Origin of the sequence: Acidithiobacillus sulfurivorans (genome assembly GCF_018853815.1) — a bacterium.
GTDB classification, from domain to species: domain Bacteria; phylum Pseudomonadota; class Gammaproteobacteria; order Acidithiobacillales; family Acidithiobacillaceae; genus Acidithiobacillus; species Acidithiobacillus sulfurivorans.
The window spans coordinates 1-23,654 of record NZ_JAAOMP010000088.1 but is presented as its reverse complement, the minus strand read 5'-3'; the positions used below and the strand labels follow the sequence as shown (position 1 = coordinate 23,654).

The following is a 23,654-nucleotide window of genomic DNA, read 5'->3' as shown; positions in this document are numbered from 1 at the left end:
TCAAAACTTCTCGTTGATTAGACCTCGCGACGCACCGGCATGGCCAACATGTCCTTGCTGCAACGTTCCTTGGCAAACTCCAGAAATTCATCCATAACCAGACTGCGGAATTTTTGTTTCTGGTACACAAAAAAGTACGGCCTCGCCAGAGCCGGACTCAGGGGACGAGCCAGCAAGGTACCCAGGGCCAGTTCTTTCAGCACCGTGGCCTCGGAGACAATGGCCACGCCGAGCCCCCCTTCCACCGCGCCCTTGACCGCCTCAGGGCTACCCAATTCCATGGTGATATGCAAATCATCCGTATCTATGCCGGCCTGATGCAGATACTCCATGGTGACTTCCCGGGTACCGGAACCTTCTTCACGGGACACAAAGGGATAATCCAGCAGCTCTTGAGCAGACACGCTTTCATGAAGGCCCAGGGCGTGATCAGGCTGGGCGATGACAATCATGGAATCCATGCAACACTTGAGCGTCGCCAGACTTTTATTGGTCACTACGCCTTCCACCAGTCCCAAATCAATGCTGTTATCTTCAATCATGTGGACAATTTTGTCGGTATTTCCTACATGCAGGCGTACCTGCACGTCTGGGTATTTCATTTTGAAATCACCGAGCAGACGGGGAAGCATATACTCGGCAATGGTAGTACTGGCTCCGATCAGCAATTGACCACGCAAGTCTCCCGTCATTTCTCCAACCCGATTGGACATTTCCGTGTACAGGGAAATGATGCGTTCTGAGTATTCGTACACCACCATGCCCGCTTCAGTGAGGCTGATGCGATTATGGGTACGATCAAACAACCGCGTATTGAATTGCTCTTCAAGCTGTTTCACCTGAAAAGTCACCGCAGGCTGCGTCATGTGCAAAGTATCTGCCGCTTTGGTAAAGCTGAGCATCCTTGCCACCGTGTGAAAAACCTGTAACCGTCGATCTGCCATGGAAATCCTTAGTCACCCGCGACTTTTAATGAGTTTAGGGGTAATATTTGAGCACTTCAATACAGTATTTAAGGAGGATAACCCATGCCCAAGGCTTGGGAAAAGCTCGATCTGCAAGGCGCCGGGGTACAGAGTTTACAAATTCGCTTGCAAAAACTCCAGAAAAAACCTCTATGGGCCTATCTATACTGGTTTTTGTTCCCCTTTGGCGCCCATCGTTTTTATCTGGAAGAATCTTTGGCCTGGGTATTTCCACTGATAACGGCCGCCGTAGTGGTTCTGGCCATACTGGGGTTATTTTGGGAAGCCATTGGCCTGGCCGTCCTGATGCTGGCGTTCGCTCTTTGGGATCTTAGCCGCATCAGCCACTGGATCAGTACCTATAACAAGGAGTTGCGCAAGGCCAGCTGGTTTGCCCGACAAACCCCTGCCGCGCCTGCTAATTATCAGGGTCGCACAGATACGGGTGAAGCGCCTGCCCAGTGGCAACGTGAGTTACAAAACTATACGGCCACCAAGGAAAGTGAACGGGCCGGGCACCCTGCTACACAAAACCCTGCCAATAAAGGTTTCGCGCCGGGGCAAAGACGTATGTCCTTTGCAGAACAGGAAAAACTGTTGCGGGAAATTGCCAGCGCGCCCAAAGGCGAAAAGCCCAAAGATCATTAGCGGGCGAGCCAATATAATGAGACTGGTCGCGTATAGTCAAAACCCTCCATCCGAAACCCTCTGTCTGGATCATTTATTATGGGACACCGCTGCTCAGGCGGTGGTAATCCCGAAAGACGGGCGGCCCGGTACCGTCCAGATTGTATCCGGTCGTTTTGATGCTGTGCAGAATATGACGGTTTTACATTTGGCAGGTGCCCCTTTGCCCTTGGAGATTCAATTATGACGATTCAGGCAACAAATGGTTTTGACGAAGAGGTAACGCCCGAAGTGTTGCAGCGGGCTGTGGCTCTAGGTCAGCGTCACCATAGAGGGAGTATTCATGCCCAGTCCTTGCGCTACCTGCCGGACACGCGCGCGCTGATGATTACCTTTGGCGACCAGACAGCGATTGTTCTGCCCGTAGCGAACTATTCTGAGCTGTCAGCACTCACGGAGAAGGAACGCCAGCAACTGAGTTTATGTTTTGCCGGCAGTGCGTTGTGTCTCAATGATCAAGACTTGCACGTTTCTATCGCCGGGCTTATGGCCATGAGTCAACCTCTGCTGGAGGTGGCTAAAACGGTAACAGCTTCTTATAACGGCAGATTGAGAACGCCCGCAAAGGCTGCTGCATCCCGTGAGAATGGCAAAAAAGGGGGACGCCCGCGATCGTTAACCCATTCCGGATCAGTATAAGAAGGCGTGATAGATGGCGATCCGGTAGCGCACCTTTTTCGATCAGTTCTCTGTTTTGGATACAGTGGGAAAGGCCTCGTCTTGCGTAGGAGGAACCGATCGTGAGAAAACACAGAAAATGTAAACCGCGCAATGGTCCATTCGCTTTTATTCACATTCAAACGCGCTTTAAGGCGCATCGCTATGCAGGTTATTGCAGGAACCACCTGCCTGGTACCTCCTGCTCCAAGCGGTGTGCACCTGGCCGTTATGTCGATACAGGATACCGGGGTTGTGCCTTAAGACGGCAGGTATGGCTCAAACACCAAGGCCTTCGCAGGTTGGCCCATCGTCAATGGCATCAGAACATCGCCTGGGGGAGCTGGAGAAAATGGAGAATAATGGGGCTGCACGACACACGACTGCTCTAATTCATGAGGGCGTTGAGAACGATGGTCCCAGGAGAAAAAGTGGAATACGCGCAATTCAAAATAGGGGAGCCCTTCAAAACGGTGACAGGCACCTGGCGATGCACGGATGTGGGCACCAGAACCATCGCCGCTATCCATATAGCACACGCGGACAGTAGCCCTGTTTGTGCGGATCCGTCGTGGTTCAATGGGCCGCCCTATGCGGTAGTTGAAGCGGTTTTCGATGCCTATGATTTGGGTGGATGCTACGCCATCGATGATCCGGAGCCGTTCTGAGCAACAGGCCCGATCATCAGGAAAAACTTCATGTCAAAAACCACTCGGCGGCGTAGCGCCCGATACGAATATCGTTGGGTATTGTCAGATGGGGTCAGGTTGCCCCCACGATGTTTGGTGCGGCAGAGGATTGGTTTGTCGGATAAGTTGCTGTGGGAGTAGCGGGCTTGCTTTTCTGCACGGCTCGTCTAATTCTCCGGGCAGGACCACATCAGAGATGGCTGTAGACAGCCTGTATAGACTGGCCTTACCGTTTTAAAACAGGAGCATGCGTAGTGCAAAAACGCGGTAGAACATCCTTATTTGAAGATCTGCTCACTATGGCCACCAGATTGCCATGGTGGATGGATTTGATGATCGCTGTCTTCGCCTATATCGGTTTTCACCTGTGGCATGTGCATTTCCTGCACGAAATGAACCAGATGAATGAGTCAGTACCCGTCCCCGTTGCCACCAATCCCGCAGCAGCAATACCCAACGCCGTAAACACAGGTATGGCCCGTGGCGGAATCGTGGTCGGAAATATCATGACGGAAGTGTTCCAATATGCCATACCCGCGTTGTTTGTGATGGGCAGTATCTCGTCGGCCATCAGAGAACAAAAAATGAAACGCAGAAAATGGGATGGGACGCCGTGAAACGAACTTCTATGGGCTTCAGAAAGGCCAACAAGGTTGACGGAGAACTCCGCAGCACCCGCCTTGTAGATCGTTCAATATGGAATTAGCGTCAGAGCAATCGGCCCTTTGCGTAAAAACCAGAAAAGCCAGGTTCACTCAAAACTATTTTTCCTTTTCAAACATCGCCAGATAGCGTTCTTTGGGTAAGGGTAACTGCTTGGCCACCGCCAAAAAATCTGCCAAATGAATGGGTGAACTCATTCCCACCAGGGTGACGCCAATGCCCGGCGTCGAGCGCACAAACTGAATGGCCCGCTGCGCCGCATTGGCCAGTTCGGGAATCCCTTCCTGCAAGGAGGGGATTTCTTCCTGGGCCAGCAATCCTTTACCCAGGGTATGGCTGGCCATGACGGTCAGCTTGAGCTGAAAAGCCGCCTGAATGGTCGAACCAATATTTCCCTGTCCGGCAACCTGACTGAAGCGCGTGTAGGCTTCGGGCATCAGGGCATTAAAGGGGAGTTCCACTACCCGCAGATGGTGTCTGTTGCCATCGCCTGCTGCCTTCTCGGCCAGACCAATCAGACTGGTCAGGGACTGGAACAGGGTGTGATCGGTTTCCACTCGACAGGCATTGAAGGTAGATATGCCATAATAGCGAATCTTGTTTTCCTTGACCGCCTGCTCCAATAGGGTAAAGACCTTGAGCAACTTCTGGTACATACGTTCTTTGCCAATCAGCGGAATATGCACCTCCGGCTGATCCACCAAAAACACATCCAGGGTTTCCAGGCCGGTTTGGCTGCGTAAATCATCCAGTTGCCAGGCAATATATTCGGGACTCAGGCAATGCACATTCTGGGCGAGGTCTTCTTCTTCGCCCAAGCCTTTGGCGACCACTTCCTCGCGAAAAAAGGCGAGAGGATCTTCGGGACGCCCGCCCGTGAAGGTCAAGAATCCGCCCTTGCCCACCACAAAAAACTCCTCGCGGAGAATTCCCGCCGCCATGGCTTTGGCAATACCGGCCCCCACCGCCCGACCAGCCCGGCCAAAACGATAATTCGCACCGGTATCAATCACGTTAATCCCGGACTGCAGGGCCTGAGCAACAATGGCCGCCACGGCCAAATCCGTCACATCATCCACCGCGCCAGGGAATGTGCCTACCCCCAAAGAGGACAGCTTGATCCGGGTATTCAGAAAATCACTGAAATGTTCTTCCGCCAGAGTCTCTGCAAAACGCGCTACATAGGCCTTACTGCCGACACTACTAGCGGCTCCGGGAATCAATGTGTTATCCGCAGCATTCACGCAGCGTTTCTCCTGTTTGCAAAAAGGGGATGATGGTGGAACAGACAATCCAGACGATCCGTCACTTCGCTCCGCAAGGGACCCGGCAAGGGCAGATCATCCAGATACTGAAATTGACGGCTGTAATCAGGGGCCTCTTCATCGTCCAGATCCCATTCCACGCCTTCCAGCAGGGCTCGGCCTGAATCTGGCAGATTTTCGTCCAGTGTCCGCCCGGACAAAATCGCCCAAACCCCGGTCCAGCAACGTGCCAAAGCAATGGGATGATACCCTCCTCCACCCAGAACCAGCAAACGCGGACTTTCGGCGAGCAGGCGCCGGAGTATCTGCCAGAAGAGTCCATTGGATATCCGGAATTTGCTCAGCGGATCCGGAGACAAAATGTCTGTACCCGCCTGCAGGACCACCACATCCGGGGAAAACTGCTGCATGATCCGAAACCATAGGGCCTCGAAAACTGCCGCATATTCCGTGTCGTTGATTTCTGCTGGAAGGGGTAGATTGACCGCCATTCCTTCATGGTCATCCAGCCCGCCACCCTGAAAAGGATAGGCATAAGCCGTGTCCATATGCAGGGAAACCGTCAAGGTATCAGGATCCGCATGAAAAGCTGCCTCTACGCCATCGCCATGATGGGCGTCCATATCCCAGTACAGCACGCGCAGACCGGCCTTGCGCAGACGCTGGATAGCCAGCACCGGATCATTCAGATAACAAAATCCGCGCGCCTGGCCGGGTGCCGCATGGTGCATTCCTCCTGCCGGACTGAAAGCGGTAAAACCCTGCAATACCTGCTCTGCGGCCAATATGCTGGAACCCGTAGCCAGATTGGGCGTATCAAAAAAACCGGGGAAATACGGATTTTCCAAGGTACCCAGTTGATATTGTTTACGATCTGTATCGCGGACATTACCGCGAAACTGGGCACGTTCAAAGGCCTGGATATAATCGCGGGTATGAAAACCAAACAGCTCCTGATGACTGGCTGGACGCCCCAGGCAATATTCTTCGGGAGCAATAGCGCCATAACTGTTGATCAGATCCAGGGTCAGGGAAACGCGCGGAATCGCCAGCGGATGATTACTGCCATAACTGGCGCGGCGATATCGGGCAGCGCCGACAAAGCGGGCCGAACGGGTAGCCGCAAGCCGTGGCTGCAGTAATTCCTTTTCATTCATCAGCCATGCCCCCGCAGGCGCAGGTACACTTCGGGCAGGCGCGCCGGCAGGCTATCCAGATGCGGCAGTACCAGATAGTGTCCCTGTCCGAAAACCTGCGGCAAATATTCTCCACCCTGGGGATCAAGACTGATACAGAAGGCGTGAATACCCAGTTCCAGCGCTTCCCGCACCGCCATGCGGGTATCTTCCTGCAAATAGCGGGCATCTCCCCCGTCATCATAATCTGCCGGACGACCATCGGAAAGAATCAGTAACAGGCGGCGCTGGGCAGGGCTCCGCAGCATCAGTTTGGTGCTGTGGCGGATAGCCGCTCCCATGCGCGTCGCCAGACGCCCCGACAAGCCTCCCAACAGGGCCCTGGCTCTTGCGTCAAATTTGTCGGTGAAGCGCTTGATGGGGTACATCAGCACCTCATCATGATATTTGCTCGCAAAACCATAGACCGCAAAGGGATCCCCCACTTCCAGCAACGCCTCACCAAAAAGCAGCATGGCCGCACGCAGTCGGTCCACCACGCGCACCCCGGAATCTCCTGCTTCAGCCATGATGGAGGTGGAAAGATCGGCCAGCAGCAACACCGCCGTATTCCTTTGCTGGGGACGGCGCTGCAAATACACGCTGGCTTTGGGCGAACGTCCGGCACGTTTTTCAATCAGAAACTGTACAGCGGCTTCGAGATCCGGTTCCTCCCCTTCATACTGGCGACGACGGGGAGACATCCGGGTCGGCTTCTGGGCCTGCAGGGCGCGCTTCAAGCGTCGCAAAGTCCCATCATATTCAGCCGCTATTTCAATGGCCTTGGCTTCATCCTGTTCGCGCAGCTTGCGTTCGTGCACCCTTGCCCAGTCCATTTTGTACTGCTGATGACGGTAGTCCCACTCGCGGTAGGGCCAGCCGCCCTTGGGGCCTTTCACACCCCGACCGCTGCCCACCACCTTGGCCGGCAAAGGAATACCCACGCCCACGCGCCCCCCCGTACCCTGAATATCTTCGGGCGGGATTTCCATGTCCGGGTCATTCCCCTCGGCGGCCTGCGGGGTTTCCTTGGGTTTTTCCTGATGGCCAGCCGCACCCAGGGCACTGTCGCCCTCTACTTCCGGTCCATCGCTGCCGCTTTTTTGCCGGGGATAGACGGGCCTTGCGGCATTGGGAGAATGGCCGGGCAAATAAGCTCGGGCACGCTCCGTGAGGGTCAAAGGCGGCAGGGTGGTTGTGGCATACAACCCCATAGCTACCCGAAAGGCATCCACAATACCGGCTTCACAACGGGTCAAATCAGCCAGATCAGGGCTCAACCGACCTTGCTGGTAATTTTCCAGATAGCGTTGGGCCTGTTCATAATAGGCAGCAGCCACACCCTCAGGCAGTCCGTGCTTACGGGCTGCCCGTACAACCCGAGAGATATATCCTGGCATTTCCCGATCCAGCGCTACATCTACGCGCAGGTCTTCGCATAAATCAAAAATCATCTGGAAACGAATCAGGTCTTCGCCAAACTGGGCAAACAGCGGGCGCCAGGTGATGCGCTGATCGGGGTCCAGGGGTGGATGCTCCATGCCGATTTCCGCAAACAGGGCGTGGATGGCATCCTGCTCATAGCTGTCATACGCCAGATGCGCACCGGTATGGTAAAAAGCCAGCAGGGCTTCTTCCCGATCCGGCATGACCGCCGGTACAAACAGACTGCGGCCATCGGTTTCCAGAAAACTGCGGCCCCCTTCCAGACTCCAGTCGCCCTCTTCCAAAGGTAAATGCAATCCGGTCCAGGCCTGCAGCAATAAACCAAACAGCCGCTTGTGGGTTCCCATCCGAAAACCGGGCAGCACCTCCAGCAGAAAGCTGCGGGCTTCATCACTTTCCAGACGGAACCAGGCCTCACCCCGAATCCGACCGGCAGCCAGCACATCTGCCCCGCGTCGCGCCCATTCCGCTACACCGTCCAGACCACAGATGCCGCGCACCTTGATGGCGCCATCCAGATAAGTCCCCAGTCCCAGACGGCCCTTGGCCAGGCTGTCAGCAGGTTGCAGCAGGGCAGTCAGGCCAGTTGTGCCGTTATCCCCAAAAAGCGGCGCCACCGGCATCCGAAAATAAGCCGCAGCACTATCCACATGACGATCAATCCAGGCCGCCCCCAGCTTGAACCACAGCGCCTCGCCTTCGGCCCCCCAGTTTTTACGCACCGAGGCCGCCTGCGCAAAAAAGCCGACTACGGCTCGAAAAGTTCCGCGCTGAGTCAGAAACTGCCGCGATTGTTCCAGCCAGGGATCCAGACCACCAAAAGTCGCCACCATGTTGGCCGTAGCATGAAAAAAGGCCTTGCCGGCTTCCCGATCATAAAAAAACAGGTCTCTGCCTGTTTCCAGAAAGCGCAGGGTGGCGGCTTCTCCGAGCGGCGTCACTGCAGGCAGCGCTTCGCGGGCATCACGCCCGGCCACAAAACTGATGGCCGCCAGATGTTCGAGGATTTCTTCGGTCGCTTCCGACATGAAAGCTCCTTAACGTTCCGGGAAAAAAGTCCGGAAAATTTCCAGCAAAGCTTCACTTAATTCCGGATCATCCGTTTGCGGGTTGATGATCGCCATGGTGCAAGCTTCCAGAGATTCCAGTCCCGCCATCATCAACGCTCCGGCGTAAATCAGCGCGCGCGTCGAGGTCACTTCCTGCAGGCCCTGATCCTTGAGATTCCGGGCTTTATCTGCTGCCGCCACCAGGGCCTTGGAGCGGGATTCATCCAGCCCCGCCTCTTTCATGACAATCCGGGTTTCCACCTCGGCCGGGGGATAGGTAAAATTCATACCCACAAAACGCTGCTTGGTCGAAGGTTTAAGATCTTTCAAAACCGTCTGGTAACCGGGATTGTAGGAAATGACCAGCATGAAATCGGGATGCGCATTGATTTCCGTGCCCAGCTTTTCAATAGGCAGATGGCGGCGATGATCCGTCAGGGGATGGATCACGACCGTCGTGTCGGTCCGCGCTTCGACAATTTCATCCAGATAGCAGATCGCCCCCTCACGCACCGCCTTAGTCAAGGGTCCGTCCTGCCAGACCGTGGCATCCCCTTCAATGAGAAAGCGCCCGACCAGGTCTGAGCTGGTCAGATCTTCGTGGCAGGCTACGGTAATCAGGGGCCGCTTGAGACGCCAGGCCATATGTTCCAGAAAACGGGTTTTGCCGCAGCCTGTCGGGCCTTTGAGCATGACCGGCAAACGGCGGCTCCAGGCCGCCATAAACACCCCGACTTCATTGGCTACGGGTTGATAAAAAGGTTCCTGGATAATCATTTCACTCATTACTCAACCCTCTTGATTTTGTTCGGCATGACTACGCAAATAAAGAAATATATGACGCAGGGTATGAATCACCATCCGCTCAGGCTGGGCGGGCAGTGCATCCTGACGCTCCGCTTTCAGACAATTCTGGTAGTAAATCAGTTCACGACAATTATCGCGAATCGTATTCCAGTGCGGCTTGCCCTTCACCAGGGTTTTCCACAATTCCAGCAAATCCGCATCGCTGGCATAAGGCTTATGCTCGTTTTCCAGCATAATGCGCAACATGGCCTGCGCTTCGGCAATACCAGCGACCAGCAATTCGGGCAAAGGCATTCCTGCAATTTGTTGTCTGGCTAGTGCTTCAATACGTTCATGGGCGGCATCCAGTGCCGTAATTAACTGCGTTGACTCGGTCATCATCACTCCTGATCGGTTTTTCGGCGAAACCCGCTACCACTCCGGGAGATTTTCGTCTAGGATAAAAGAGTTTTAGCTAAATGCGTGTATAATTCATTTTATAGTGTGATTAATAAGGGGCAACCATGAACAACAAACTCGTCAAGATGGTCAAACTGAACAACCTGCAATACAACGCCAATCGCGATCCTCAGGTCTACCGTCGCGTCGCCGGACATCCTTTCCGGATTCAGGCCATGCTGGAAGGTCAGGGCAGCGCCAAAGTCAGTGTAACCTGTGAAGGCAAGACTCTGAAAGAAAGCACCCTGGAACTGCCAGGTATTTTCTCCTACGAAGTCACCTTCAAGGATGCCGGCATTCGCATTGCTACCCTGACCGTCAGCGCCGAAGGCCAGAGCGAAAGCCATGATCTGCTGCTGGACACCGAGGCACACGCCAAGGTCGGCTGAACCACCGAGCCAATCGGTCTATCAAGCGCCGCCCGGCTGAACAAAGCCAGCGGCGCTATTTTTTGGTGCTTTTTATTACCAGGCAAACTGCTGGAAAAATTCCGGCAGACGTTGCAAACCTTCTTCCCGATCAAAAAAACGGTCAGCCCGCGCTGAACGCGCCTGATCACGCAATTCGCGGCTCCCACCCAAACAGAAAATAGGGATATTCAGCTGGTGCTCGCGGCGGATCATGTCTATCAATTCCACCGGATCACTGATTTGCGGATCTTCCAGATTCAGCAGCATAAAGCGGTGCAAGAGAATTTCCTGCCATTCATCAAAAGCATCCAGATCTGTGGCTTCTGTCATTTCCCACTTTTCCGGAGTAGATGATTCCACCGCCTGACGCAATGCCAAATCACTATTCATCAATATAAAACGTTTGCGCATCCGGTCATCAATACTGGGCATTCGTCATCTCCTGTCATTCTGGATTCGGATTTTAATCTTTCCAGACAGCCGTTTCGGCAAATCGCGCCGCCCAAAGGTCATATTCGTCACCCGTCAATTGTTGCAAGGCGGTGTTGAAAGCGCGGGAACCCATCTGCAAGCCACTGAACATCTGCGTCTCGCTTTCTGCCCACAGCGAGGCTTTCACCATACGAAAGCAGCCATTTTCTGTCCAGACACGTAAATACTGCCTTTCCGGCCAATGGCGTTCTGTCAGAAAAGCGCCCGCTTTAATCTTAATGCCCGCAGAAACGCGGCGGCTTCTGCGGTCTTCCCATTCCGGCTCTTCCCGTTCCGCTTCTGCCACGGCGCGCTGCTCATCGCGACTCAGCACCGTCTCGATGACCACTTGCACACCCAACTTTTCCAGCACCAGAGGAAAAGCCGCGCGTAGAGCCTCGGGCGTGGGTGGCGAGGAGGACAGTTGCGACCAACTCCAGACACTGTCCTCCAAGGCCTCCGCGAGCCAGGCGCGAAACTCTTCCGAAGGGGCTGCCACACAACCGACAAAACTCTGCCAGTCCACATGAAGCATGACGCTACCGCCCAGCACCAGACTGCGTCCAATACTCGCTGCTCCGGTCCCACTGATTTTACGTCCGGCGCACCAGAAATCGTGCCCATCGCGCGCCTCAACCAGCACCCCAAAATGGGCATAAAGAGCCACCATCCAGGGCGCAATGTAGTCAAAAAGCTCAGGGGCACGGCGCGCACCCCACGCCGTCGGAAAAATAAAAAAGTAGTTGAGCTGTCCGCCATCCACCCAGACCAGCCCGCCCCCCAAGGATCTTTGCAGCACCGGGACCCCCAGCTTTTTGCAAGCAGGTAGGTCGAGTTCCGCCCCGGCAGATTGCGCCGCACCCAGACTCAGATGTGCTGCGCTTTGTACCAGCAGCAAAATAGGCAGATCACTGTCACTTTGCGCCTCTGCCAGCCCCACATAGGTTTTGTGGAGTAACTCCGGGGACAGTACCTCTAAGGAGATGATGCGTAACTGCACCCCTCAGAGCTGCCCTGACCGGAGCTGAAAATAGCCGAAGGTCATCAAATCAGGCGTTTTCTTCCCGGGTTTCCCTGTCCTTGGGGCGGTAAAAGGCCGAAAAATAGAAATCCCGCTCATTCAAGGCTTCATGCCAGCGCACCCGTTCTTCCACACCCGCTTGCATAATACCTGCCATAGCCATGGACTGCTCGCTATCCAGAATCAGGATGGTATCCTGCAAATCCTCATCCAGTTCGATAAAGTGCGCGGCCATGCCCAAAGGTTCCTGCACATGCACCAGAAATGATTTGCAGGCCGGATCTTCGGGATCCAGTGGCGTCATGACCAAACGACCCATATAGGCCATTCTCGCCAATTGATTAAAACGGGGAATCTCCAGCTTTTTCCCCATCTTGTATTTGTTGAGTTCATTTTTGAGGCTACTGACATCAGTAATCGGTATGGACTTCATGAGATTCCTTAGATTCCTTGCTGATCGGATTCAGGCCAGTTTCGCGCAAAACCCCCTTGGGGCGCAAGGTTAGGGATTTTTTGCGACGCCAACGCAGTCCCGAAATCTGAACACAAAAAAGGAGACGGTCGCCCGTCTCCTACGTACCCTGAGGAGGGGTATAGTTTTAGAAGTCGTAACCGACTTGCAGACCGAAGGAGTTTTCGGCGAGGGTGGCGCTGGGGGCTTGGGTACCACCGTTTTGAGCGAACGGTGAAGAACCAGCAGCACCAGTGAGTGTATTAGCAAAGGCGTGCATGTAGGCTTCCGTCAACTTCCAGCCCATGCCGAGTTTCTGGGTTGAGCCAAAAGTAATGGCATTCTCCACTACGGCCGGGAACAAAATATTGTTGCCTATATTACTTGCCTGAATGGGGTTACTACCGTAAGTGTAGCCTGCGCGAACCTGCAGCCAGTTATTGACATCGTACTGGGTACCGATGTTGGCCACCCACTGGTTACTCCAGTGTGTTCCCAGACTGACACTACCCTGCGCATTTCCTTGTGCATCAGTCCATGGGCCGTAAATATTGAACGTGTTCAGTGTGCTCCGCCAATTGATCCATTGTCCCTCAACACTGATAAGCCATTGCTTGGTAGGATGAATAGCCAAACCTAAAGCGATCTGCTGAGGATAATTCAAATGTCCACTATATTGACCAGCTGCGCCTGTTGCGCCGCCAGGGCCATTTTGTGTTCCAGCTTGCCAGGTCAAAGGCGTAAACCAGATTGGTGATTTATACGTAAAGCCCAGGGTTACCATGTCGTTGACTTGATACAGTGCGCCCAACGTAAAGCCTACACCATAGGCCCACGATGGTGATGACAAATTCAGACCACCTGTCTGCGCAACGCCTCCAGGAACGGGAACTATCTCACCTTTTTGATTCATAACTTCACCGGGCGCGTAACCTGTCATGGTCTGTTGAAACGAAGCTTGTTCAGCAGCGACATTCAAAGTCGCACCTACTGCCAAATGATGATTCACCTTCATAGCAATGGAAGGAGCCAATTGCATAAAAGTGATACTACTAAATGATTGGATATAGCTGTTATTGAATGATGGCCCACCCGGCAGCTGTGCTGCGTACTGTGATGCGTACTGTGATGCTACCTGCGGGGACAGGCCGTTCTGCTCGAGCTGTTGCTGTATACCAGCTTCAACACCAGAAGGAACCTGCTGTAAATAGTTAACCCCTAACCCAGAAGTACCATAGACACCACCGCCGAAAACGATACCATCACCAAAAGCAGGTGCTACCCAACCAATAGCAGGTACACCATAAACGTTACTATGGCTTCCAATTTCGCCAAAACCCATATTGGTTTTGCGCGTAGGGTTAAAAATTTCAGCCGAGAAAGCTGCCTGCGGGGCCAGCAGAGCCAAACCGGCAGGGTTACTCATCGCTGCAGACAAAGGATCATCTGGTGCTGCGACAACCGCGCCACCCATACCCATGGCATACTGACCAATACCAATCAATTGATAACCATCCGTTGCAAAAGCGCTGCTGGAAATTCCCATTGCCAGAGTCGCTGCTACTGCTACCCCTAAAATCCGTGATTTTTTCATCTGTATCCTCCGCCCACAGTTGTGTCGCTAATGACACGATGATTGTGTCTTATCGGGAACAGTGTTGCAAGAACATTGATCTATCAATTTTTTAATCCAATTATCAGCGCTTAAAATATTGGCATATTAGCAACAATAAATATTACTGAATTTTGGGGAATCCCCATTAAAAAAGGGGCCGAAGCCCCTTTTCTTCATTCGACCAATTTATAAAGCCAGTCAGCCTGGGAATTGCAGGTCCTGCAAACGCATTTGCCGACGCACAATTTCCACATCTTCCTTGTTGAGGGCGAAGGGGAAGGAACGAATATCCGAGGGCGAAGAATCGCCATAGGGACGGTTGCAGGCGCTGACTTCTTCATCGTCTTTGCCGGGGCAGCCGGAAGTCTGGAAAGGCTTACCGGAGTTGATAATGTCTTCCAGCTCTGCTTCGGGGTAGCCGAAGTCCACTACCCGGCCATATTCGTCGAATTTCATGTCATCGTAGCGGCCACCAGCATAATCAATGAGGAAGCGGCCCAACTGAACGCGACGCCAATGATCCTGAGGCACCGGATCCCAGTCTTCCATCATGGAACCTTTCTCCGGGAAAAAGGCAAACATATGATTATGACCACCCATGTCCTTCATTTTCTGACAGACTTCAAGAATTTCCTGTTCGGTTTCACCCATGCCACAAATCAGATGGGCGCCAAATTTTTCCGGTCCATAAATTTCGGCCGCCCATTCAATGGCCTGCCAGTATTTATCCCAGGAATGCGGGCTTTGTACGGTTTTGCCACGGGTCCGCTCAAAAATTTCAGGAGTCACCGCATCCAGAGCCACCGTGAAAATGTCCGCACCGGCTTCTTTAAGGTTGATGAGATCCTGCTTGTCCATGGTGGTCGGGTTGGAAAGGATGGAAACCGGAATATGGGGGGCGACTTCCATCCAGCGTTTGAGCATGGTCATGGTGTCATTGTCTGAATCGGGATGGGTAATCATGCTGATGCACATACGCTGAAAATCACCCTTGTCGCTGTTCCGGGCAATGCGTTCGAGCATTTCGTCCACCCGCACCGTCGGCCAGTCCACCCGAATGAAGTTGCGGTCGGCATAATCGCGGCTTTCTTCGCGATGGCGAGCCAGACCACAGTAGGTGCAGTTGGCGCGGCAACCTTCCGGGTAGGTCATCAGCAGATTCAGGCAGTTGGTACAAGAGGTGCGATGCATCACGCCGGGCACCAAACCCAGGGTAATGGCTGCCGCCGTACTCAACTGCACATAGTCCGGGGAACGCATCGTCGGTGTTTTGACGAAATAATCCGGGCGATAAAAATTTAGGGTCTGAGAATTTTCTTCGACTACCGCACTCATGGACGTTCCTCCTGTCAATCTGCCTTAAGCGGCAAAGTATTCATCAAAAGCGATCCAGGCGGATCGCATTACCTGGTCTTCCTGGGCTGCAGGCTTGCGCCACACAGCTTCCAGAGATGTTCTGCGCTGCACAGCCCGGCGCAAAGCGGGTCCGAACTGATCCTGCATGTCTTCTTCATAACTTTCCAGCGCATCTTCATCGCCGGACAGAAAAGCGGCAGCGGCCAAACCGACAGCTTCCCCACTGATGACCGCCGCAGGGATGCCCGCGCCCGTAATGGGATGCGTCAATCCGGCAGCATCCCCACAAAGCAAAACATTACCGTGGATCATGGTGCGTAATCCACCAACGGGTATGGCACCACCAGTTCTACCGAGCACTTCGGGACCAATAATGCCGCGCTCCACCATCTGCTGATGGAGATGTTCCAGCGGTAATTTGAGATTATCCTCAAAGCGTTTATCCGCCCCCAAACCCAAATTGGCAACAGGTCCACGCGGAAATAACCAGCCGTAGCCCCCTGGAAAAGCATCAGACAGAAAAATATCCGTATCCGCATAGGGATGATTCAAGGGTACCGTGTATTGTCGGGTATAAACCACCTGCTGATGAGGCAATCCAATCGCTTCAGCCACCGGGCTGTGCGGACCATCGGCGGCAATCATCAGCAAGGGTTCAACCTCTTGAATCTCACCGGTAGACAGCTTGATTTGGGCGTGGCGACCATCCCAGGCAAGAAAGGTGCAGCGCGTTTTCACCTCAGCCCCGGCGGCCTGAGCGAGCTCTGCCAGCCCCTGATCAAAACGGCCCCGATCAATCATGATACCGGGGAAGACGCTGTGATGCGCTAGGCCGGAAGGAAGAACCGTCATCATGCCTGCCACATCCTGCACCCGCGCTTGGGTTTCATGAACAGTGCGCAACAAGGGCATGGGAACAAATTCTGCACATTGTACCGGCAGGCCAATTTGCGCCCGACGATCCACACACAGTACCCGCAGTCCCTTATAGGCGGCCGCACGGGCTGCGGCAGTTCCGGCCGGGCCGGCACCGATAATCAACACATCCAGCTTGATGTTATTCATGGCTGCTCCGCTGCCATACGCAGCACACTGGCGAAGTGTTCAGCCTGCAAACCAAAACCATCAATCCGCTGCTGCACAAACAGCTCCGTCAAAATGCTGTCCACGTCATTCAGATGCACATTACGCAGGGCGGCTTCCATGTCGACGATGGCGCGGCGGGGCTGAATGAAGTAATCCCCGCTGAAATGCACCTGACGCACCCGATTACCGAAGCTATCCCAGAGGATTTCTGCCTGCAGGGTTCCACCCGGCGCACGCAGACTGGCTTTGCGCAGTGGCATACCGTCGCGGGCACGGTTGTTCACACCCAACCATTCCGGATCGCGGATTTCAATCAACATCCCGGGCAGTAAGGCCATGACCGGTTCTGGCATTTCTCCTGTTTCAAAAGACAATCCCAGGTGTAAGCGGAAACCTTCCAGCAACACCTCTTGAACCATGCTTAGCTCAGGCGCTTCGCCGAGCAGGGCTCTTAAACTGGTGACCCGATCAGCAACAGAAGCAATGGCATGGGCATCCAGCTTTTCCACCGGAACCCGAAGGACCCGCAGCATTCTGGGTATATCCAGATCTACCAGCACGGTACCCTGGAAGAGCAAAACATCGCCGTCCATGATACCGCCCGTGCCGGAGATTTTTTTGCCTTCCACTTCAATATCATTACGCGGACGAAAACGGGCATTGACCCCCAGCTTCGACAAACCTGCCGCAGCCGCCAGACATATTTGCCGGGAGACTGCCGCCATATCGCCTTTGGGCAGAGCATCCCGATGGCAGACCAGTTCCCAGCCAATTTGGGTCGGATCAAAAATCAACGCACCACCACCAGTAAGCCGGCGCTGAACCGCAATGCCCTCTTCCCGGCAAAAATCCAGATTCAATTCCTGATCCGGAGACTGGTGGTAACCCACCAGCGCCGATTCTTCAAAGCGCAAAAAGCGGAAAATGTTGGGAATGGCCTGATCACCCATCGCCTGCAGCAAAGCTTTATCCAGCGCCATGTTTTCATCGGCTGGACGCAAACCCGTATCTACTACCAGCCAGGGAGCCTGCGCTGCAGCGTTCACTGCGGGTAACCCCGACGCTGCTGCAAGCTGGTCACAAATACCACGTACATTGCTCAGGCCGTGAAGACGATGGGAATATCGCGCAGTTGGGTGCGACGCTTGGGAGCGGCAGGTACGTAATCCAGAGGCATGGTCGTCGACTCGTCGCCCATGCTGAGCACTTCTTCGCCGACAATCATGGAGCAGCAGGAAGGCGTTACGAACACATCCCGTTCCAGATGCTTGGCTAATGCCAACATGCCATCGGAGGGAAATGCCACCCCATTGAGACCCGCCATGACCGCATAGGTATCGGTAATGGAACGGTGAACGCCTGATGGCCGCGCACAACCCAATAACACCGGGGTTTCTGGAAGTGCAGCACGGGCATCCATAAAGAATTTACCGACTTCATCGGTGGGCGGGGTCACAAAAGGACGACTGGAAGAGGCATACTGGGGCATAATCACGACCAGCACCAAGGCACTGGGCAGATGCCGTTGAATGATTTCCAGCGAATTCCACTCACCCAGCAGTTCTCCATAATGCAAACCGATAACAATGTGGGGAACAACCTTCATGGAGGTAGCAACCAAAGCCTCCAGGGCCGCCTCGAAGTCATCCACAGTGCGACGCAGATGGTAGACCTGATTGATGGTGTCCTGGGCGCCGATCACATCCATCATCGCCACATCTACTCCCGCATCTTCCATACCTCTGGCAAATTCAGGGGTGGCAATACCCGTATGCATGGCAATTTGCAGGTTGGGATAACGATCCTTGATTTTGCGCACCATAGGGAAATACGGTTCATAATGAACTACATTCTGGTGGTCCGACCCACCGGACAGGAGTAAACCGCGACCACCGTCCAGAACTATCTGATCGACCAGGCGATCCAGTTCTTCAGGACTGCGTACCGGAATCATGGGTTCCAGAATTTTGGCCTTGCAGTGATCACATTGGAGTTTGCAGTCACCGCCGGTAATGGAGATGGCCGGGAACGCATTTTTACCACAAGCAGAAACTTCCGAAGTTTCGTGGTGTTTGAATGAAGGGGTATAGAAATTGATACGACCCACCTGGCTGCCAGCCAGGCCAGACCAACGCTCCCGCATGGATTCGACCAGATCAGCGTTGAGCGTCAGATCTTCTAATGCTTCCACTTGCGAAACAGCGTTTAACCATGGGTTCATATTAATTTCCATCCTTGTCAACCATTAAGAAAGCTAGACGGCCGCAAAATGCGGCCGTCTGACTGGATAGGGCTATCTGAATAACTCAGCAGCCGCCAAAACCATCAGCCGTCATCTTTTCTTCAAAAGCGGCCAGAGCGTCAGCACCGGTTTTCAGCTCGCCGGAATCACCAGCGAAGTCAGCCGGGGTCAACTTGGCAATCCAGCCACTACCATAGGGATCCTTGTTAATCAGGCCCGGGTCCTTGGCTACGTCATCATTGCTGGAAACCACGGTGCCACTCACCGGGCTCTTCAGCGGACCTACCCACTTGCCGGATTCTACCGTTGCGGCAGACTTGTCTTTTTTGATGTCCTTTCCAGCACCCTTGGGGGTGTAGGAAACAATCTGACCAGCCAAAGCACAGGCATAAGAAGTCATACCAATGGTGATGCTGCCGTCATCTTCCTTGCGCAACCAAACGTTGTTATCAACGTTGTACATCAAATCTTCGGGGATTTCACAGCCACGTACAGTTCCCATCATTTTCTCCTTCGGGTTTTAAATTAAAAAAACAATAGCCGGTCAACAGACAAAATCAGATCAGCAAGGTCACCTGCTGAAGCGACTTCATCCACTTCATCAATCAGGTCATCCGCTTCAATCTCATATCCAGGCAGAGCCGGTCGGCATACATAAAGCTGAGCTCCAGCATTCTTGGCATCGCGGATAAAATCAATAATCCGCTTTCCACCTTCCATCGCTGCCAAATTTTCTGCAACGCCCACTTTCATGAGTTTTACGGCTTCCATGGTGCAAAAAATCTTAACCTCTGCGTCCATGGAAGACAACAGCGAACCCAAATAGAAAGGCGTGGCGCAACGATGGGCGGTGCTTGGGCCACTGGTCATCACAATAACCACCGACTTTTCACCGTCATCGTTCAAATAATGATCACTCATCGCATACCCCGTTCACAATGGATGTCGTCGCGCAGACAGCGCTGCCGATATAACTCAAATGCTGCATCCCCAGTAAACATTTTTTTTAACGCTACGTCCACGGATGCCACCGGTCGAACCCGGGCAATCCACGCTTCGTAAGGCTCAATATTCAGCAGGTTGGAATCTTCCAGCACATCTTCATTGGCCAAATCTATTACGCAATCAAACACATTAGGAACCGGACCCGCCCATTTGCCACTTTCAATGGTTGCCACCGGCTTGCCTACGGGCCTGCGCGTGCCCGGACGGCGCACCCGCACATGCAAAATTTTACCAGCAATTGACTGAGAAATATCCGTCATGCCCACCGTAAGGGTTCCGTCGCCTTCGCGACGCACCCAGATCTGACACTCCTGATCATAATATAATTCGGCGCGAAATTCGCATCCGTTACATTCCATAGCCTCCCCCTGTTGACAGCGGCAGGTAAAAAAAAGCGCCCCATTACGGGGCGCTTTCCAACCTTGTTATACGATGCCTTTGGCCGCGAGCAGGTCCATGGAATCGCTGACGTTGTCGGGAATGCCAACCTTGCGTGCAGACAAGCCCATAGCCAACCCTAACAACTGGGTGAAGTAAATGACTTTGACGTTGGATTTGATACCAAATTCCGTCTCCGCACGTACCTGGTGCATTTCCAGGCCGGAGTGACAGGTCGGGCATTCGGTAGCAATAACTTCAGCGCCGGCATCTTCGGCTGCCTGGAGGATATTCAACACCAACTGAGTGGAGGTATCCGAGTCAGAAAGCGTATGCGCACCACCACAACAAGCGGTTTTCAAGGGAAAATCGACGGCTACCGCACCCGCTGCATTGAGCAGGTCGTCCATAAAATGCGGTGCATAGCTGGACTCAGAGCCGGGACCTTGGTCCTTTTCCGGAAAGATCTGCCGGGGACGGGTATACATACAGCCATAATAATTGGCTATTTTCAGACCGTTGAGACTTTTCTTGACCTTGCTCTTGATACCATCAGGACCGACTTCTTCCATGAACCACTCAAGAGCATGCAACGTCCGCACATCACCGTCATAAACCGGATCACCGGATTTATCCGCCAGATCCTGGACCGTCTTCATGGTTTCTTCAGAAGTGGCACATTCATATTCCGTCTGCTTCAGGTTGCGGTAACAACCATTGCAAGGTGCCATCACCGTATCACAACCCTGCAATTTACTGGCAATGGCCAGATTGCGAGCGGACATGTAGGTCTGCAGCATGGGGTGGATATTCTTCACCTCCATGGCGCCACAGCAGTTATAGTCTTCAAGATTTTCCATCTGCAGGCCAAGTTCCTTGACCAGAACGCGCGTGGACTTGTCGTAGGGACCGCCGGAACCTTCCAGCGCACAACCCGGATAATATGCAACCTTAGCCATGATGAGCAGCCTCCTTCTGTGCTTTCACATATTCTGCGAGTACTTCTCCGGTCTTGCCCCAGGACTTGGTTTTCGGACGGAAAACAACATTCATACCCATTTTCGCCAACTGCCCCAGAGGCAAGCCCTTGGACAGACGCTTTCCGAACTCAACAATCCAGGCCTGCACCAAAGGCTGATTGGAACGCTTGTAAAAACCCATCATGACTTCGGTATCTTCAATGCGACCAAACTCAATACACTGATGGGTGAATTCTTCGTCAAAGTGGGTGGAAAGGGTCTTGGGGGTCAGCCCATTATCTTCCATCCAGTGTGCGGTGGCTTTCATTACGCCTTCAGGGCGTACGTCCTTAGGACAAATGTTGGTGCACTTGTTACAGGACACGCACTGCCAGATAATGTCCTTATCTTTCATCAACTCGGCCTTCAGGCCCAGACGAATCAGATAAATCCAGTACCGTGGATTGAAGTCCACGTTCTGAGCGTACATGGTGCAGGAGTTTGTGCAGGAACCGCACTGCCAACAACGATGCACATTCTCGCCACCGCTGTAGCTCTGAATGATTTTTTCGAAATTTTCTTCATAGTCGGTCAGCGTACGAGGAGTAATCATCGTGTTCCAGGAACCTGAAACATCGACTCCGTCCACTACCAGATGGTCGTGCTGTAAAATCCGATCTGGATCGATCAGTGTTTTTTCATGAATAGCCATAGCTGCTCCTAAACCCTAATTCATCAATGAATGTCGTCTCTTTTGAGACGAGACCCGCCCATCCGCCGCTGTACTTCAACACCCAGCAACTTACGAATCTGCTCCGTAAAGTCGGTCTGACCGCCAAAGTCCGAACGCAAAAAACCTTCTGCCATTGCCCGTACATACTGTGAATACTGATGAGAGAGAATGATGTCCACCATATAGGGAACATCACGATATACGCCCAACTCCAGCAGTGTTTCACGCATCCACTGACGTAGCCCCTCAAACATTTCGGGGCTCTCGCCAAAAGGAAAATCCGTGAGGTAATCACCACCACGAATAAACTCACGAATGGCTCCGGAAGTTGTTCCTTGATCCCAGACCCAGCGGGTCATCAGTGGATAACGCTCCGGGTCGCTGAAGTGCAGGACTTCAGCCGCCACATCCCTGATGACACGTTTGACTTTTCCAGTAGCTGGCAAGGCCTCTTCGAATCTTGCCATACGCTGCGTCAGATCACCGTGTCCGGTGAGCAGATCGCGCATTAACTCCCCAACCTTGGCCGCACCTTGTTCCTTTATGAGCGGCCATATTTTCCGCCGCGCTGTAAACATCTGCGCGACGAGATGTTCCATTTGTGTTTCGGTCAGGGGTTGCTGTTCTTCCAGTAGCAGACGGCGAAAACTTGCCGTCTTTTCTGCCATGCTGCTCACCAGATCGGCAAGACCCTGTTGTCCCTCAAAAGCTTCTTCCAGTTCATAGAAAGAACGATTGAGCAGGCCCTTGTCGAGCTCAATGGGCAGTGTGGCAGGAACGATATGTTCTTCGTTCCTGCCCTGGTAGATATCAGCTGGCAACTTTCTGCTGTCCGAAGAGATCGGCTACTGCACGTGAACCAGCGGACTGGCCTTGGGCAATAGAAGTATCGATATCTTCCGGGCCGGTAGCCGCACCACACACGTAAATACCCTTGCGCGTTGTTCCCTGGCTATTGGTGTACTGCTCGGCACGATCAATAAAGCCGTGCTTTTCGAGACCAATACCAAAAGTCTTGGCGATTTCAGGATTAAGTGCATTGGGATCCATACCGATAGCGTGAACAACGATATCCATAGGAATCACAATAGGACGTTTGACCAGGGTGTCTTCGCCCTTCACCAGCAAACGACCGTCCGGTGATTTGGTGACTTCGGCAATACGCGCTTTGACGAACTTGGTCTTGTACTCTTCCTGACTCTTCCAGTAGAACTTGTCTTCGTAAAGGCCGAACGTACGGATGTCCATGTAGTATATGAACACATCGGTGCTCGGTGAAATTTCCTTGATTTCCATCGCCAGATTCGTAGAAACGGTGCAGCAGATTTTTGAGCACCATTCACGACCAATCTGACGGTCACGGGAACCGACGCAGAGCAGAATGGCTACACGCTCGGGCACCCGTCCATCCGAAGGACAGGTAATCTGACCGGTACCAACCATCTGTTCCATCTGGGTGGTGGTCAATACGTCTTCATAGGTACCAAAACCCCATTCCGGCTTGTTGATGGAATCAAAGTGGGTGAAACCTGTTCCCAGCACAATGGACCCGGCCTCGACCTTTTCACCATTGCTCAGAGTCGCCATAAAATTGCCGACTTCACCTTCAAGCATGGTCACCTTGGTCGATTTGTGGATGGCCACATTGCCATCCCCTTCTACCCGACTGACCATACGGCCAATAGCGTCCTTGGCCCACTCACCGGAAGGCACGAGTTTGGCGTAACCAGAAATAATAGGGGCACCGCCGAGAATATCTTCTCTCTCGACGATAACCGCTTTCTTACCCATCGAAGCGATAGTTGCAGCTGCTGACAGACCGGCTGGGCCGGCACCTACGACTAATACTGTATCCTGTGCACTCACTGATTTTTCTCCTTAAGCGCCCGCTTTCATGTTGATATTTTGGTTAGTGGCGAGTTCGGGGTTGTAGAGGTATTCCACATTGCCCTGCTCGACCTGTTTGAGGTATTCCTGGAAGTCGGCTTTGGCCTTGTCCCAGCTGATGCCCATTTTTTCCACCAGATCTTCACAGGGTGAAGCATGCCACTGGAGCTGGACGATCTTGAAGGGATCGGCCCCACAG

At 53.3% G+C, this 23,654-nt stretch carries 26 protein-coding genes and 1 pseudogene; 5 read left to right on the top strand and 22 right to left on the bottom strand.

Features of this window, described 5'->3' with window-relative positions; genetic code table 11:
* Positions 1-17 precede the first annotated feature (17 nt).
* The gene (locus HAP95_RS07920) at positions 18-944 is read right to left on the bottom strand and encodes a selenium metabolism-associated LysR family transcriptional regulator (protein WP_215883729.1); all 927 of its coding nucleotides are present in this window, start codon (positions 942-944) and stop codon (positions 18-20) included.
* An 84-nt stretch (positions 945-1,028) separates the two neighbouring features.
* Here HAP95_RS07920 and HAP95_RS07915 point away from each other — a divergent pair, with 84 nt between their 5' ends.
* The 4 genes from HAP95_RS07915 (at position 1,029) to HAP95_RS07900 (ending at position 3,615) form a co-directional block, all read left to right on the top strand.
* Complete coding sequence (locus HAP95_RS07915; protein WP_215883728.1) at positions 1,029-1,613, top strand: TM2 domain-containing protein; 585 nt, start codon at positions 1,029-1,031, stop codon at positions 1,611-1,613.
* Positions 1,614-1,835: 222 nt separating this feature from the next.
* Positions 1,836-2,291: a DUF2442 domain-containing protein gene (locus HAP95_RS07910; RefSeq protein ID WP_215883727.1), complete on the top strand. Its 456-nt coding sequence runs from the start codon at positions 1,836-1,838 to the stop codon at positions 2,289-2,291.
* A gap of 449 nt (positions 2,292-2,740) precedes the next feature.
* The gene (locus HAP95_RS07905; protein WP_215883726.1) at positions 2,741-2,977 is read left to right on the top strand and encodes a hypothetical protein; all 237 of its coding nucleotides are present in this window, start codon (positions 2,741-2,743) and stop codon (positions 2,975-2,977) included.
* Positions 2,978-3,252: 275 nt separating this feature from the next.
* Complete coding sequence (locus HAP95_RS07900; RefSeq protein WP_215883725.1) at positions 3,253-3,615, top strand: hypothetical protein; 363 nt, start codon at positions 3,253-3,255, stop codon at positions 3,613-3,615.
* A gap of 144 nt (positions 3,616-3,759) precedes the next feature.
* On the opposite strand, the gene HAP95_RS07895 is transcribed toward HAP95_RS07900, so the two are convergent.
* From HAP95_RS07895 to HAP95_RS07875, 5 genes are read right to left on the bottom strand one after another with little or no spacing between them, the layout of a single operon-like run.
* Complete coding sequence (locus tag HAP95_RS07895) at positions 3,760-4,905, bottom strand: aldo/keto reductase (protein ID WP_215883724.1); 1,146 nt, start codon at positions 4,903-4,905, stop codon at positions 3,760-3,762.
* On the bottom strand, positions 4,902-6,083 hold the full coding sequence (locus HAP95_RS07890) for an acetoin utilization protein AcuC (RefSeq protein ID WP_215883723.1): 1,182 nt from the start codon (positions 6,081-6,083) through the stop codon (positions 4,902-4,904). The genes HAP95_RS07895 and HAP95_RS07890 overlap by 4 nt, the downstream gene beginning before the upstream one ends.
* Positions 6,083-8,575, bottom strand: a complete 2,493-nt coding sequence (locus tag HAP95_RS07885; protein ID WP_215883722.1) for a nitric oxide reductase activation protein NorD — start codon at positions 8,573-8,575, stop codon at positions 6,083-6,085. Before HAP95_RS07885 ends, HAP95_RS07890 begins: the two co-directional genes overlap by 1 nt.
* Positions 8,576-8,584: 9 nt before the next feature.
* The gene (locus HAP95_RS07880; protein WP_215883721.1) at positions 8,585-9,382 is read right to left on the bottom strand and encodes a CbbQ/NirQ/NorQ/GpvN family protein; all 798 of its coding nucleotides are present in this window, start codon (positions 9,380-9,382) and stop codon (positions 8,585-8,587) included.
* 3 nt (positions 9,383-9,385) lie between these two features.
* On the bottom strand, positions 9,386-9,781 hold the full coding sequence (locus HAP95_RS07875; RefSeq protein WP_215883720.1) for a hypothetical protein: 396 nt from the start codon (positions 9,779-9,781) through the stop codon (positions 9,386-9,388).
* Positions 9,782-9,906: 125 nt separating this feature from the next.
* Here HAP95_RS07875 and HAP95_RS07870 point away from each other — a divergent pair, with 125 nt between their 5' ends.
* Entirely contained in the window at positions 9,907-10,230 is a 324-nt protein-coding gene (locus HAP95_RS07870) for a hypothetical protein (protein WP_215883719.1), read from the top strand.
* Positions 10,231-10,305: 75 nt separating this feature from the next.
* Here HAP95_RS07870 and HAP95_RS07865 read toward each other — a convergent pair whose 3' ends face one another.
* From HAP95_RS07865 to HAP95_RS07790, 16 genes and pseudogenes are all read right to left on the bottom strand, one after another.
* Positions 10,306-10,683: a hypothetical protein gene (locus HAP95_RS07865; protein ID WP_215883718.1), complete on the bottom strand. Its 378-nt coding sequence runs from the start codon at positions 10,681-10,683 to the stop codon at positions 10,306-10,308.
* A gap of 31 nt (positions 10,684-10,714) precedes the next feature.
* Positions 10,715-11,722, bottom strand: coding sequence for a lipoate--protein ligase family protein (locus HAP95_RS07860; RefSeq protein WP_215883717.1), 1,008 nt, complete (start codon positions 11,720-11,722; stop codon positions 10,715-10,717).
* Positions 11,723-11,771: 49 nt separating this feature from the next.
* Positions 11,772-12,176, bottom strand: a complete 405-nt coding sequence (locus tag HAP95_RS07855; protein ID WP_031572237.1) for a hypothetical protein — start codon at positions 12,174-12,176, stop codon at positions 11,772-11,774.
* A gap of 166 nt (positions 12,177-12,342) precedes the next feature.
* Positions 12,343-13,788 carry an OmpP1/FadL family transporter gene (locus tag HAP95_RS07850; protein ID WP_215883716.1) on the bottom strand — a complete coding sequence of 482 codons (1,446 nt, stop codon included), beginning with the start codon at positions 13,786-13,788 and terminating at the stop codon, positions 12,343-12,345.
* A gap of 219 nt (positions 13,789-14,007) precedes the next feature.
* Positions 14,008-15,144 carry a radical SAM protein gene (locus HAP95_RS07845; protein ID WP_215883715.1) on the bottom strand — a complete coding sequence of 379 codons (1,137 nt, stop codon included), beginning with the start codon at positions 15,142-15,144 and terminating at the stop codon, positions 14,008-14,010.
* 24 nt (positions 15,145-15,168) lie between these two features.
* Complete coding sequence (locus HAP95_RS07840; protein ID WP_215883714.1) at positions 15,169-16,230, bottom strand: NAD(P)/FAD-dependent oxidoreductase; 1,062 nt, start codon at positions 16,228-16,230, stop codon at positions 15,169-15,171.
* Positions 16,227-17,297, bottom strand: a complete 1,071-nt coding sequence (locus tag HAP95_RS07835; protein ID WP_215883713.1) for a lipoate--protein ligase family protein — start codon at positions 17,295-17,297, stop codon at positions 16,227-16,229. The genes HAP95_RS07840 and HAP95_RS07835 overlap by 4 nt, the downstream gene beginning before the upstream one ends.
* Positions 17,298-17,350: 53 nt before the next feature.
* Positions 17,351-18,472: a radical SAM protein gene (locus HAP95_RS07830; protein WP_024892999.1), complete on the bottom strand. Its 1,122-nt coding sequence runs from the start codon at positions 18,470-18,472 to the stop codon at positions 17,351-17,353.
* 85 nt (positions 18,473-18,557) lie between these two features.
* On the bottom strand, positions 18,558-18,998 hold the full coding sequence (locus HAP95_RS07825; protein WP_226832646.1) for a glycine cleavage system protein H: 441 nt from the start codon (positions 18,996-18,998) through the stop codon (positions 18,558-18,560).
* Positions 18,999-19,018: 20 nt separating this feature from the next.
* A complete protein-coding gene (locus HAP95_RS07820) occupies positions 19,019-19,414 on the bottom strand; it encodes a DsrE family protein (protein WP_215883712.1) in 396 nt (131 codons plus the stop codon).
* Positions 19,411-19,857: a biotin/lipoyl attachment domain-containing protein gene (locus tag HAP95_RS07815; protein WP_215883711.1), complete on the bottom strand. Its 447-nt coding sequence runs from the start codon at positions 19,855-19,857 to the stop codon at positions 19,411-19,413. Before HAP95_RS07815 ends, HAP95_RS07820 begins: the two co-directional genes overlap by 4 nt.
* Positions 19,858-19,923: 66 nt before the next feature.
* A complete protein-coding gene (locus tag HAP95_RS07810) occupies positions 19,924-20,835 on the bottom strand; it encodes a CoB--CoM heterodisulfide reductase iron-sulfur subunit B family protein (RefSeq protein ID WP_010637286.1) in 912 nt (303 codons plus the stop codon).
* Positions 20,828-21,547 carry a 4Fe-4S dicluster domain-containing protein gene (locus HAP95_RS07805; RefSeq protein WP_010637284.1) on the bottom strand — a complete coding sequence of 240 codons (720 nt, stop codon included), beginning with the start codon at positions 21,545-21,547 and terminating at the stop codon, positions 20,828-20,830. The genes HAP95_RS07810 and HAP95_RS07805 overlap by 8 nt, the downstream gene beginning before the upstream one ends.
* A gap of 23 nt (positions 21,548-21,570) precedes the next feature.
* Positions 21,571-22,389, bottom strand: a complete 819-nt coding sequence (locus tag HAP95_RS07800) for a hypothetical protein (RefSeq protein ID WP_215883710.1) — start codon at positions 22,387-22,389, stop codon at positions 21,571-21,573.
* The gene (locus HAP95_RS07795) at positions 22,379-23,434 is read right to left on the bottom strand and encodes a CoB--CoM heterodisulfide reductase iron-sulfur subunit A family protein (RefSeq protein ID WP_215883709.1); all 1,056 of its coding nucleotides are present in this window, start codon (positions 23,432-23,434) and stop codon (positions 22,379-22,381) included. Before HAP95_RS07795 ends, HAP95_RS07800 begins: the two co-directional genes overlap by 11 nt.
* A gap of 12 nt (positions 23,435-23,446) precedes the next feature.
* A pseudogene (locus tag HAP95_RS07790) lies at positions 23,447-23,654 on the bottom strand (heterodisulfide reductase subunit B); the annotation flags it as partial.